8 protein-coding genes are annotated in these 13,568 nt (G+C 55.6%); 5 read left to right on the forward strand and 3 right to left on the reverse strand.

Features of this window, described 5'->3' with window-relative positions:
- Window positions 1–47: 47 nt before the first annotated feature.
- Window positions 48–1,256 carry an SGNH/GDSL hydrolase family protein gene (locus tag PLU01S_RS16805; RefSeq protein ID WP_074829004.1) on the reverse strand — a complete coding sequence of 403 codons (1,209 nt, stop codon included), beginning with the start codon at window positions 1,254–1,256 and terminating at the stop codon, window positions 48–50.
- Window positions 1,257–1,791: 535 nt separating this feature from the next.
- Window positions 1,792–2,544 carry an SDR family NAD(P)-dependent oxidoreductase gene (locus PLU01S_RS16810; RefSeq protein ID WP_074829006.1) on the reverse strand — a complete coding sequence of 251 codons (753 nt, stop codon included), beginning with the start codon at window positions 2,542–2,544 and terminating at the stop codon, window positions 1,792–1,794.
- Window positions 2,545–2,792: 248 nt separating this feature from the next.
- Between PLU01S_RS16810 and PLU01S_RS16815 the strand changes: the two genes are divergently transcribed.
- The 4 genes from PLU01S_RS16815 to pbpC all read left to right on the forward strand — a co-directional run bounded on the left by PLU01S_RS16815 (window position 2,793) and on the right by pbpC (window position 11,580).
- Window positions 2,793–3,587, forward strand: a complete 795-nt coding sequence (locus tag PLU01S_RS16815) for a DeoR/GlpR family DNA-binding transcription regulator (RefSeq protein WP_074829009.1) — start codon at window positions 2,793–2,795, stop codon at window positions 3,585–3,587.
- Entirely contained in the window at window positions 3,584–3,973 is a 390-nt protein-coding gene (locus PLU01S_RS16820; protein ID WP_074829011.1) for a VOC family protein, read from the forward strand. Before PLU01S_RS16815 ends, PLU01S_RS16820 begins: the two co-directional genes overlap by 4 nt.
- A gap of 299 nt (window positions 3,974–4,272) precedes the next feature.
- Entirely contained in the window at window positions 4,273–9,222 is a 4,950-nt protein-coding gene (locus PLU01S_RS16825) for an alpha-2-macroglobulin family protein (RefSeq protein WP_074829014.1), read from the forward strand.
- A gap of 27 nt (window positions 9,223–9,249) precedes the next feature.
- Entirely contained in the window at window positions 9,250–11,580 is a 2,331-nt protein-coding gene (pbpC, locus tag PLU01S_RS16830; protein ID WP_074829016.1) for a peptidoglycan glycosyltransferase PbpC, read from the forward strand.
- A 19-nt stretch (window positions 11,581–11,599) separates the two neighbouring features.
- Here the strand turns inward: pbpC and PLU01S_RS16835 are convergent, their stop codons facing one another.
- On the reverse strand, window positions 11,600–12,565 hold the full coding sequence (locus PLU01S_RS16835) for a GlxA family transcriptional regulator (RefSeq protein WP_074829018.1): 966 nt from the start codon (window positions 12,563–12,565) through the stop codon (window positions 11,600–11,602).
- Between the two features lie 119 nt (window positions 12,566–12,684).
- Here PLU01S_RS16835 and PLU01S_RS16840 point away from each other — a divergent pair, with 119 nt between their 5' ends.
- On the forward strand, window positions 12,685–13,326 hold the full coding sequence (locus PLU01S_RS16840; RefSeq protein WP_074829023.1) for an HD domain-containing protein: 642 nt from the start codon (window positions 12,685–12,687) through the stop codon (window positions 13,324–13,326).
- Window positions 13,327–13,568: the final 242 nt, after the last annotated feature.

The following is a 13,568-nucleotide window of genomic DNA, read 5'->3' on the forward strand; positions in this document are numbered from 1 at the left end:
GATTTAAACAAGGAGCCTTCGAGAAAGGCCCCTTGCTATACACCCTGTTACTTAAGCCAATCCAGGTTGACGGCATTAGCCATTGCAAGGAAGCCAGTCTCGTTGGGATGAATATGGTCGCCCGAGTCGAACAAGGGGTTCAATCGGGTCGGCCTCTTTGGGTCACGCATGGTTTTGTCAAAATCAATAACTGCATCATAGGCCCCGCTTTCACGAATCCACTTGTTTACTTCCTGACGCTTGGCCTCGCCCTGCCGGGTGTAATAACTGCCCCCTTCATACGGCAGAAGCGTGGCACCAATTACCTTTAGACCATGGGTTTTCGCACGGGCAATCAGCTGCTTGTAACCTGCAATGATCTGCTTGGCGCTTACCTTTTCCCGAGAACCGGGCAAATCCGAATAGCCAATGTCGTTGATGCCTTCGAGTAATATCAGATGCGTAACGCCAGGCTGCGCGATGACATCTCGATCGAAGCGTGATAGTGCGCTTGGTCCCACCTGCTCGTGCAGGATGCGGTTGCCGCTAATGCCGAGATTAAGAACACCCTTGGTATTGATATCGGATCGGTTCAACAGGCGGCGAGCCAGATAGTCAGTCCAACGGTTGTTTGTATCTACCGCGGCATTGAGACCATCTGTAATCGAGTCGCCAAATGCGACAACAGCTGTGGTGTCCTTATGGGTCAGAATATCCACACCCGTTAGGAAGTACCATGAAGTGCTGGTCGACTTTGTTTGTAACGCGCGCGCTTTCGTATGGTTGCCGGAGGTAGAAATATAGTTGGTCTGCTTGCCCAACGTATGTACGGTTTTAGCTTCGGTCTGCTCTGGTAGATAAAGGCTGATAGCCAGATCGGCTTGTGAAGAGAACCGCATGTCTACAGGATCGCTGTACATCACCGCTCCAGGCGGGATTGTCGTCGAGGATATTCCTCCAAACGTCAAGGGCCGATCTGTATCGGGGTTGATGGTGTTCTTACCAGCACTCAATGCAACCCGGGCCTCGCCAATCACCAGCGGAGTTTTACCCAAGGCATTGGATAAGCGAATTCGAAACTTATAGCCTCCGATAGAGGTATGAACGATCTGGCGTATCGTCTGATTGTTCACCCTGACGACAGTCTCTTTTGAGCCGGCAGAAGCACCGTTGGCTTGCGGAGCCGCGGCCCAGCTTCCAACCCAATGAGGACTTTGCGGCTGAGCCGCCAGCGAATAATTACTCGCCATCAGAAGCGCTGCCGCCAGGGTGGACATTGACCACCGTTTTAGGGATTTCCTGTGAGCGGCTGCAAAAATATTAGCGTTATTTTTAGTATGGAATTCAACCACGTTTCGTTTCCTGCTTTTCTATAAACCCGACCAACGCTAGACGCTAAACCCGCTCCTGTCCAAAAACGCGGCTGCGCTTGTTCAATAAAGTAGTGCTATTTCAATAAATTAGCTTCGGTTTACCTGAAGCAGGCAGCTCATGCTGGATAAATTGATTAATCGGCTGGCTGTACAGAGTTAATGCTGGTCGTGGCAGAAAACGATAGTTAGCATGAGTCAACCTACAAAACACTGATAGGTTACTTTTTTTCGCAACATCATGATGACCGATGCGAATGCGTGTCTTTGTGTCTCTCTTAACCTAGCGCCACGACAAAGAATTATGCGGTAGGTTGAATAGAACACTTCCCTCTGGAATGTCCTACTGAAGCGACACCTAATCTAATGCACTGATCAAACAGGTACAACGTCGCTCCAGATAGGCTACTTAAGGCTTTATAGGGCCTGACTACTTCTGTTCCTAATACTGAACACCCTGGGTCAAACCTCCATCCACAAGTAGGTTGGTACCCGTCGTAAAGCTTGCAGCGCGGCTGGCCAGGAAGACCGTGGCCTTGGCTACTTCTTCTGGCGTAGCCATACGCCCCATCGGATTGGCAGCCAGACACTTCGCAAATGTTTCAGGAGCATCACGCTCAATGCTGCCCCAAACGCCCTCTTCAAAGTAGACGTTGCCTGGCGAAACGGTATTTACACGGATTCCATCAGAAGCATGTCGTGCTGAAAGGGTTTTTCCATAGTGAATCAAGGCTGCCTTCAATACACCGTAGGGCTCGGCAAACATGTCCACTTCTCGGCCCGAGACACTAGAAATCAATACCACGGCGGCAGCGTCGGAGATCTTTAGATAGGGCAAGGCTGCGTTGAAGAAACTTACAGACCCCAGCAAATCCGTTTCGAATGCCTGCCTCCAGACACTAAACTCTCCGCCGCCAGCAAGAGCACTCACATTCGGCACGATGATGTCCAGGCCGCCCATTCGCTCTGCTGACTCAGTGACCCAGCGCGCTACTTGATCTGAGTCGGTAACATCCACCACGCGCCCAAATACCTGATCACCCAGTGCTGCCTCTGTCTGTGCGACACCGGCTTCGCTTCTGGCACAAAAGCCAACCCGGGCACCCTCTGCAACGAAGCACTCGACAATGGCCCGACCGATGCCACGAGATCCGCCACTGACTAATACTTTTGCGCCTTCGAGCTCAAGGTTCATAAGCTGTCCTTTTAGATAGTTGGGTTTAGGTTCGATTAAAAGCTGATGCCAGTATAAAGCGCCAGCTCAAGGTGAAGGGGAATACGGCTGCGCAGGACTATGCTTTGAATGATACGTGGCTATCAACGCTTTCGTACGTAAGCGATTCTCGTGACCGCTAAAGCATGCATAAAACACGAGTATACAAATATTATTTGCATGTTTATCCTTGTTTACACACGATTTAAGCCTCGAACGATTACACGATCATGCCTATTCTTAAAGATATTCTTCCTCATGAACGTCAGTCCGTGATTCTCCAGCGCCTGGATTCTCAAGGGCGGGTCATCGCAGCGGATCTGGCAAAAGAAATGAACGTCTCTGAAGACTCGATTCGTAGAGATCTTCGCGAACTGGCTCAGAGAGGACTATGCCGTCGAGTATATGGGGGCGCTTTGTCTGTTGCCCCTGACCCCGGCCCGTTAAATAAACGTATTCAAAACAGCACACCTATCCTCTCGGTGCTGGCCGAAGCAGCGGCAGCATTGGTCGGTCCAGGCCAGACGATTTTTCTGGATGCAGGCTCAACCAACCGGGCAATTGCATTGGCCCTTCCTTCACAGGCCAACCTCACAGTCATCACCAACGCGCCCGCTATTGGCGAAGCACTACTGAGCAAGCCTGGGGTAGAGACGATCCTGATCGGGGGCCGCCTCGACTCAAAAGCTGGTGGCAGTCTGGGGGCAAAAGCACTAAGGGAAATCCAGGCTATTCACGCAGACATTTATTTCATGGGGGCCTGCGCGCTCAGCTTTGAAACGGGCGTGACGGCATTCAACTTCGAGGAAGCGGAGCTCAAGCGCGCCCTGGTGAACGCGGCCAACGCCACGGTTATTACCCTGTCTGCCGATAAATTCGACACCCTGGCGCCCTATCAAGTGATCCCCTGCGAGGCGATCGATCATTTGGTGATTGAGACAAACGACCAGATCGAGCCGCGTCTGAAAGTATTTCGAAAATCAGGCTGCTCGGTACAGACCGTACATATTCAGGAGGCGCTATGAAGATTGCACATGTTGCCCTATGGACACTTGATCTTGAACGGGCCGCCGATTTCTGGCATCAGACGTTTAGCGCCCGCATCGGTCAGCTTTACCACAGCCAGACCAACAAAGGCTTCATTTCTCGCTTCGTCACTCTACAGGACGGACCGACTATCGAACTGATGACGCATCCGAGACTGAACCAAGCCCCCATCTCTTCAGACACACCTGTAACAGGCTGGGCCCATATCGCCATCTCGCTGGGATCGGAAGACGCCGTCAGGAAACTTGCTGAGCATATGGACGGCGAACAGGCGCTAGTATCCGCGCCACGCTGGACGGGCGATGGCTTCTTCGAAGCGGTAATCCGGGATCCCGATGGCAATCTAATCGAAATAACGGCCTGATCGTTTGATCTTCTTGGCCGCGCTGCTGAATATCAACAATACCGCTAGCTTGTAGCTTACACATTCGGCCTCGCTTATTCAGACAGCGAGGCCGATTTCCAGAGGCCTTCTCAAGAACCTAGGCATCTCAGGATCTCTCACACCGGGTAGCCTCAATGCTTTACACAGTGGTACGTATCAACTAACAACCATCCTTTGAAAAGCAGAAATAAAAATAGTTAAGCCTTGGCGCGCAAACCATATTCCTGCCAGGGTCAGTCGGAGTATGATCCGCGCCCCGACCTGTTAATGGAACTAACATGCGCCTTAAAGGGATATTACTCAGCGCGATTCTGTGCCTGCTTGCCGCCTGCGACGCCTCTCAGGATGCGCCAACGGGATCTACATCCAAGACCGCGCCTGAATCATCCGGATCGCCTGCATCTGCGACTATTGATGCTAAAACAGCCGAATCGGCACCGGTATCAAAAACTCAGGACATTGCCCAGACAGCCGAGCGATACGCTGGCCGAGCATTGACTGTGGTTGACGCCTCTGAGATTCAGCTGGACGGTGCCAGCACATTGTCGGTTACGTTTTCAGTCCCCTTGCAACGCGAACAGGCATTTCATCAGTACCTTCATCTGGCAGACAAAACCGCCGGCCCGGTTGATGGCGCCTGGGAACTGTCAGATAACCAGATGGAGCTGCGGCTGCGCCATTTGCAGCCCAAGCGTGAGCTTACTCTGACCATCGATGCGGGCCTCAAAGCCATCAATGGCAACGCGCTGAATGCCCCTTACACCACTTCACTCAACACGCGAAACATTACCCCAAGCGTTGGCTTCGCCAGTCGTGGCTCACTCCTGCCAACACGACTGGCCGAGGGGCTTCCGGTCATTGCCCTGAACGTCGATAAAATCAATGTCGACTTTTTTCGCATCAAGCCCGATGCGCTGCCAGCCTTCCTTGCCAGGTGGGGTAATCGAGCCACAATGGGGTATTGGGAGTCGAGCGAAATACTGCCAATGGCAGAGCTGGTCTATACCGGCCGATTCAACCTGTCACCCAAGTTGAATACCCGGGAAACCGTACTGCTGCCCCTGACTGGGATAGAGCCCCTCAAAGAAAGCGGCGTTTATTTGGCCGTGATGCAACAGGCCGGCAAATACGACTATCAACAGTCGACTACGCTGCTGACGTTGAGCGATATCGGCCTGTCGGCCCATCGCTATCGGGATCGGATCGATGTCTTCACTCAAGCTCTAAATGGCGGACAGCCACTGGGCAAGATTGCCATTCGGGTACTGGATAAAGACAGTGCAGTTCTGGCTGAATACAAGACCGATGCTCAAGGACATGCGCAGCTTACTGTCAACGGTAACGCACGTGTGCTGCTGGCTCAGCATGATGGGCAAACCAGCCTGCTGCGACTGGATAACCCCGCATTGGATCTGGCTGAATACAAGATCGATGGCCCACGGCAACAGCCTCAACAGTTCTTTGTATTCGGACCTCGTGACCTGTATCGACCCGGCGAGACCGTGCTGCTGAACGCACTGTTACGCGACGGAGACGGACATGCGCTGCCACCACACCCGGTCCCGGTCGAGGTTCGTCGACCGGATAACCAGACGAGCCGTCGCTTCGTCTGGAAGCCTGATGCAAATGGTCTTTACCAATATGAACTGCAACTGGGCGAAGAAGCACCCACCGGCCGCTGGCAACTGGTCATGCAGGTAGACGGGGCTACGCCTCAACTGTATGAGTTTTCCGTCGAAGATTTCCTTCCAGAGCGCATGGCGCTTGAGCTCAAGGGTGAAGATGCGCCGCTGGCTCCCGATGAACCATTTGAAGTCAGCGTGACCGGCCGCTACCTGTACGGAGCACCCGCGAATGGCAATACCCTCTCCAGCCAGCTGTATGTCAGACCACTTCGCGAAGCCGTGGCAACCCTGCCGGGTTATCAGTTCGGCTCCATTACCGAGGCCGACCTCAGCCAGGACCTTGACTTGGATGACCTGACGCTGGATACCAAAGGACGCGGACTTCTTTCCCAGGATACCCGTTGGAGCGAAGCGCGCTCGCCCCTGCAGTTGATTTTGCAGTCCAGCCTGCAGGAGTCAGGCGGCAGACCGGTGACACGTCGTCTTGTCCAACCGGTCTGGCCCGCTCAACACCTTTCCGGAATTCGCCCTCTATTCAATGACGGCGAGGTCGATGCAGATAGCCAGGCGGGCTTTGAGATCGTTATGGCCAACGCACAGGGTAAGAAACTACAGGCCAGCCAGCTACGGGTCCGTTTGGTCCGTGAGCGCAGGGACTATTACTGGGGCTTTTCTGATGATGAGGGCTGGAGTAGTCGTTACAATGAAAAAGCCATCACCATGTCTGAAGAGACGATCGATATTGCGGCAAACGGTTCAGCGAAGGTCAGTTTTCCTGTGGAATGGGGTCCTTACCGGGTCGAAGTGGAAGACTCCGAGACCGGCCTGATAAGCAGTGTTCGGTTCTGGGCAGGCTATCGGTGGCAGGACAACACCGACAACGGAAGCGTACGGCCTGACCAGGTCAAGCTTTCGCTCGACCGTCCAGCCTACCCCGCGGGCGATCAGGCTCGCATCACTGTCACGCCTCCTACCGCAGGCAATGGTTATCTGCTCGTGGAGTCCGCCGAGGGTCCGCTCTGGTGGCAGCCTATCGAAGTGCCGGAAGGCGGCAAGACGTTTGATGTGCCCGTCGCCAAGGATTGGTCTCGTCATGATCTGTATGTCACTGCGCTGGTTATACGCCCAGGTGAGGCCAAGACAGGCGTTACCCCCAAGCGTGCGGTAGGCCTGCTCCATCTCCCGCTGGACCGTGAGGCTCGTCGCCTGGACCTGACGGTGAATACACCTGAACGCATGGAGCCGGGGCAGCCGCTAAAGGTCCGCCTGCAGGCACGCAACGCTGATGGATCGATTCCTCAACAGGCGCGCGTTCTGGTATCGGCTGTCGATGCCGGTGTTTTGAGCATCACTCGATATACCACACCGGACCCCTTCTCAGCCTTCTTTGGCCGTAAGGCCTACACGGCCGATCAGTTCGATGTGTATGGCCAGCTGATCGAGGCAGGCCGTGGCCGCCTGGCAGCCCTGGCTTTTGGTGGTGACGCGGACCTGTCGGCCGGCGGCAAGCGGCCCCCTACCAAGGTGAAAATTCTCTCTGAGCAGAGTCAGGCAGTAACCTTCGATGCAGAAGGTAATGCCGAGGTAAGCCTGCCGGTTGAAGATTTCAACGGTGAGCTGCGCGTCATGGTTCAGGCCTGGACAGAAGATCGGTTCGGGGCGGGTGAAAGCAAGGTCACTGTTGCGGCACCTCTGGTGGCTGAGTTGGCTGCACCTCGCTTTCTTGCAAGCGGTGACGAAACGGCATTGGCCCTGGATGTGACAAACCTTTCTGGGCGCGCTCAGCAGCTAACGGTCAAAACCGAGGTCTCAGGACGTCTGGCTTTGCAGGAAACCGTCGACAAACCTCTTGCCTTAAAAGAAGGGCAACGCGTAACACTCAAGGTACCGGTAAAAGCGCTTGGGGGTTACGGAACAGGCAAGGTTACCGTGCGGATCACGGGGCTGGTTATGCCAGAGGGTAGCTCGTCGCTGTCTCGCGACTGGACGCTAGGTGTTCGCCCGGCCTATCCGGCACGCCGTGACCAATTCTCTGTCGCGCTGGACGCCAGCACACCCTCCTGGAGCTTACCGGCATCGGTACTCGAAGCCTATGCTCCGGAAACTCGGGAAGCCATGCTGGCAGTATCCAGCCAGCCGCCGCTTAATCTGGCCGAGCATATCAAGGCACTTGAGGCCTACCCATACGGCTGTCTCGAACAGACCACCAGTGGGCTTTACCCCTCTCTTTATGCAGACGCCGAATCACTCAAGCGTCTCGGCATTCAGGGTGAGCAGGAGAGCGACCGCCGCCGCAAGATCGAGGTGGGAATCGATCGACTGCTAGGAATGCAACGATACTCGGGCGGCTTCGGTCTCTGGAGCGCAGAAAGTTCAGAAGAGTACTGGCTGACAGCGTATGTCACTGACTTCCTGCTACGGGCCCGGGAGCGAGGCTTTGCTGTACCCACCGAACCTCTGAACAAGGCAACACAACGGCTGCTGCGCTATCTGCAAGACCCTAATCAGATCGATGTAGGGTATAGCGAAAACACCACACATGACCGCTTTGCCGTTCAGGCCTATGCGGCTTATGTACTGGCACGCAGCAAACAGGCACCGCTTGGCGCACTGCGTAGCCTGTTTGATCGCCGTGAAGCTGCAGCGTCCGGCCTGCCCTTGGTCCATCTTGCCATTGCCCTGCAGCGCATGGGTGATAATGATCGGGCAATGCAAGCGTTGACGGCCGCACTTGCACAGGTTCGCGCCTCAAAGGCCTGGTTCCATGACTACGGTAGTGTCTTGCGTGACGAGGCGCAGATTCTGGCACTGCTCGAAGAAAATGACCTGGCGGCAGACCAACGTACCCAGCGCTTATTCGCGCTGGCTGAGGAATTGTCCACTCATCGGTGGTTGTCGACGCAAGAGCGAAACTGGCTGTATCTCGCGGGTCGCTCGGTCATGAGTAAACCGGCCCAGCCCTGGAAAGTCGAATTGACCCTGGCGGGAGCCCCGCGCGAACTGGCCGATAACCGTGACGTAACGCAGCACATCGATGGTGCCGAACTCAATACACCGCTTTCGGTACGCAACACGGGTGATGCAGTGGTGTATCAACAGCTGACTGTGACCGGTTATGGGATGCAGGCACCAGCACCTATCAGCGAAAACCTGAGTATCGAGCGCAGCTATCTGGGGATGGATGGCCGTCCGGTCAATCTGTCTCAACTTCATAGCGGCGAACTTGTGCTTGTGCACCTTGCCGTACGGGCTCATCAGCGTGTACCCGATGCGCTGGTGGTCGATCTTCTACCGGCAGGACTTGAGCTGGAAAACCAGAACCTGGCACAAAGCGCAGCCAGCCTGGAGGATGCCGGAAGCAACGTTCGTGAGTGGGTAAAGGCGATGCAGAACGGTACGCTCAAGCATCAGGAGTACCGGGATGATCGATATGTTGCCGCTGTAGATGTCAACGGCTATGGCACCACGCATCTGGTATACCTGGCGCGGGCCGTTACACCAGGACGCTACCTCGTTCCGCCACCCCAGGTGGAGTCCATGTATCGCCCTGCCTGGCAAGCGCTGGGGGCTACCCCTGATCAACTGGTTGTTCTGCCGCGTTAAGCGGCAGACCTCCCGAGTTGTGTAGCCATGAAAAAAGGCCTGCACGCCGCAAAGTACTGGTCTCGTCTCGCGCTGAGCCTTCTTTCAGTGCTTGCTGCAATGTTATGGCTGACTGACCAGCTTTGGCCGCTACCTGTACCTGACGATGGGCTTGCCCATGTCATTCTGGCCGAAGACGGCGAGCCGCTCTACCGGTTCGCTGATGGGCAAGGTATCTGGCGCTATCCTGCTACGCCAGATACCGTTTCGCCCTACTACCTCGACGCGTTACTGACGTATGAAGACCGTTGGTTCTATCAGCACCCCGGCATCAATCCGGCTGCGCTCGCACGTGCCGCCTGGCTGAATCTCTCAAGCGGACGGGTCGTCTCGGGAGGTAGCACGCTATCCATGCAGGTTGCCCGTTTGCTCGATCCACACTCGCGGACTCTGGCGGGAAAACTTCGCCAGCTGTTTCGGACCGCTCAGCTTGAGTGGCACCTGTCCAAACAGGAAATCCTCACGCTGTACCTCAACCGTGCACCCTTCGGCGGCACATTGGAAGGGGTCGCCGCCGCCAGCTGGACCTATCTTGGCAAGTCACCTGTCAACCTTACACGTGCCGAAGCAGCACTACTTGCGGTATTGCCACAAGCGCCCAGTCGTTTGAGGCCGGATCGCTTTCCCGAACGAGCACAGGCGGCGCGAGACAAAGTGCTCGCTCGACTGGACAGCGAAGGGGTATGGCCTGCCAAAGCGGTAAAAGAGGCGATGGAAGAACCTGTGTGGCTCGCGCCCCGGCAATCGCCTGACCAGGCACCGCTGCTGGCTCGTCGGCTGAATACGCCAGGAGAGTCGCCAGCGATCCACACGACCATCGACATTGCCTTGCAACGGCGCCTCGAATCGCTGCTCCTTGATTGGCGGGCCCGTCTACCGGAGCGCACTTCAGCTGCAATTATTGTGGTTTATACCGGGAGCATGGCGGTAAAGGCATACCTGGGCTCTGTCGATATCACGGATGATCGGCGGTTTGGCCATGTCGACATGGTATCAGCCATACGATCACCCGGCTCCACGCTCAAGCCCTTCCTGTATGCCCAGGCGCTGGACGCAGGTCTGATCCACTCGGAATCCTTGCTGCAAGATGTCCCTCGACGCTTTGGCGATTACCGGCCCGGGAATTTCTCTTCAGGCTTCAGTGGCCCCGTCTCTGCCAGCGAGGCGTTACATCGGTCGCTCAATCTCCCTGCGGTGCAATTGCTCGAGGCCTATGGCTCCAAGCGGTTTTCCGGTGAACTGCATGGTGCAGGCGTCCCGCTCTTTTATCCTCGAGGCGCTGAGCCCAATCTCTCATTGATACTAGGCGGTGTCGGCGCTCGACTGGAAGACCTGGTCAGCGGCTATAGCGCTTTTGCCCGAGAGGGAAAGGTAGCCCGCCTGCGGTTTCGTCCAGAAGAGCCTGTGATGGAAAGACGGTTGATGTCGCCCGGTGCTGCCTGGATCGTTCGGCGTATGCTGGCCGACCGCTCAGATCCCCTCCTGGATGAAACCCAACTGGCTCCAGCGCTGGCTTACAAGACGGGAACCAGCTATGGTTTTCGGGATGCGTGGTCAATCGGCATTACGCCAGGCTATGTGGTTGGCGTCTGGATCGGTCGCCCTGACGGCACGCCGGTAGCCGGTCAGTTTGGCCTTGCTTCAGCCGCCCCGCTGCTCTTTCAGGTCAACGATATATTGCTCAATCGGGATACTCAGCGAGGACGTCTCTCCCCCATACAGACCAGACCAGCAAGCGTCGGGGTGGAATCCATCTGTTGGCCTGGGGGACAACCGCTTCCGACCAGTGATGAAAACTGTCGAGTCCGACGTTGGGCTTTCACGCTGGACAAACAGACGCCTCCCACAATGCAAGCTCCTGACCAGCCCTTGGGTCAAGGCCTGGATGAGACCTATTGGGTCAACGAGGCAGGCAAGCAGGTGGCACCCTCATGTTCTGGCGCACGTCCGGTACGTTTCCTGGCTTGGCCTGCGTCCCTCGAACCTTGGCTGGCCGCGCGCGAGCGACGCACGTCCCGTCTGCCATCAATCGATTCAAGCTGTGCGCCTACCCTTGGCACTGCAGCCAGTCCGTTACAAATTACCGGGCTACGTGATGGTGCACGATTACAGGCGCCTGCCGGACAATCCGAACCCGTTTCCATCACCGTAACCGCGCAGGGTGGTGAAGGTTCACGCTGGTGGTTCGTCAACGGCGAACCGGTGGCAGAGCAATCGGAACAATTGAGTTACACGTTTCCCAGGCCGGGAGCTTACGAGATCAGCGTACTAGATGATTCCGGACAGACCGAGCATGTGAATGTAACTGTAGTGCGGTAGCGGCTTTATGTCTTACGCATTAAGCCTCTGATGCATGAAAGCGTTTACGGTATTCGGCTGGAGTAATGCCCACGTGTTTCATGAAGGCTCGGCGCAACGTATCGGTGCTGGCAAAGCCGACCTTGGTAGCGACTTGCTTGGGCACATCGCCCTGCTCTTCCAAAAGCAAACGAGCGGCGCTTATGCGCGCACGCTCTACCCATACCGCAGGCGTTTCACCGATTTCAGCTGAAAACAATCGCGCAAAATGTCGGGGACTCATACCTGCATGAGCCGCTAACGCGTCGACTGACAACGGTGACGACAGGTTCGCCATGGCCCACCGTTGTGTTTCCTGCAGAACAGACCGACCGCCAACACTGGACTGTCCATGCCGGCTGAACTGGAGCTGCCCTCCGGGTCGCTTGAAATACATAACCAGCTGAGAAGCCACCTGTCTTGCAATGTCCCGGCCCAAGTCTTCTTCTACCAGTGCCAGGGCAAGATCGAGACCTGCCGTCACCCCAGCTGATGTTCTCAATTTACCGTCTCGAATATACATAGCATCCTCTTCGACCTGGACGCTGGGATATGCCTGTGCCAGCGCGGGTGCGCAAGCCCAATGAGTAGTGACACGACGCCCCTCGAGCAAGCCACTGTGAGCCAAAACAAATGCACCTGTACAGACAGAACCAAAGCGCCGCGCACGCTTTGCTGCACCGCGTATCCACGCCAGAGTTATCGGGTCCGGCTTGAGATTGGAGATATGCGGTGCCCCTGCGACAAGAACAGTGTCATAGCGCTCCGGCTGTTCATTGACAACGCCGTCTGCATACAGACGTGCACCTGACGAACTTTGGACGGGACCTGACTTAAGCCCAATTACCCTGCACAGGTAGGAGGAGCCTCCTGATTCAAGGTTAGCCTGTGCGAAAACATCCAAAGGACCCGCCACATCGAGCAGCTGCACACCGGGAAGTGCCAGGATGGCGACAAGTCTGGTCATTGAAGTCCTCTACACGTCTGTCTCAGACGGATAATGGCAGGATTTAACGCAATACTGCAATTGAGGACATACCGACAACAGGTGAAACTTTGTTTTCCACCCTTTGCCGGAGAGTTTGCATGAGTATTAATATTGATGGCGTTAGCATCCCCGATACTGCATTGACTCGGGAAATTACTGAGATTGTTCGAGATACCGCCTCTCCCCTCCTCTTTCACCATTCCAGCCGGGTCTATTACTTCGCGGCGCTGGCCGGGCAAAAGCGCGGCTTAACATACGATGCGGAGCTTTTGTATTGCGGCTGCATGTTCCATGACATGGGCCTGACGCATCAGCACAGCAGCGCCTGCGAGCGCTTTGAGGTAGACGGTGCCAACGCGGCCAGGACATTTCTGGCAAGCCACGGGATAAACCAACAGGATATCGATACCGTCTGGGCCTCAATTGCACTGCATACCACGCCGGGCATTCCCCAGCACATGCATCCGCTGATTGCCCTGGTCACGGCAGGCGTAGAGATGGACGTGCTAGGGCTAACCTACCCGGAATACAGCGATGAGCAACGACAAGCAATCGTCAATGCCCATCCTCGAGGCAATCGTTTCAAGGAAGAGATCATTCAGGCCTTTTACGAGGGAATAAAACACAAACCTCAGACTACGTTCGGCAATGTCAAGGCAGATGTTATCGCTGACAAAGACCCTCAATTCGCTCCCCTGAATTTCTGCAGCGTCATTCGAAATTCTCAATGGGCCAGTTAGTGTGACGCCTGGAGATGAAACCAGCCAGGCTGGTTTCATCTCGGTCTGATCGACTGAATCCTCAACAGCCTTTTCTGAAATCCGTACCTATAACCCTCATGTTCACGCGGCCACCAACTAGGCGCATGAGCACGTCGGCAGGAATGCCGCACGGCTTCTTCCGCTCAGCTTTTGAAGGATCTTATCCGTACCACATCGCTTTTGGGGACGATGAAATCCCTTCTACTGCAAAGTCTTTACGT

The organism is Pseudomonas luteola NBRC 103146, from assembly GCF_002091675.1.
Taxonomy (GTDB): domain Bacteria; phylum Pseudomonadota; class Gammaproteobacteria; order Pseudomonadales; family Pseudomonadaceae; genus Chryseomonas; species Chryseomonas luteola.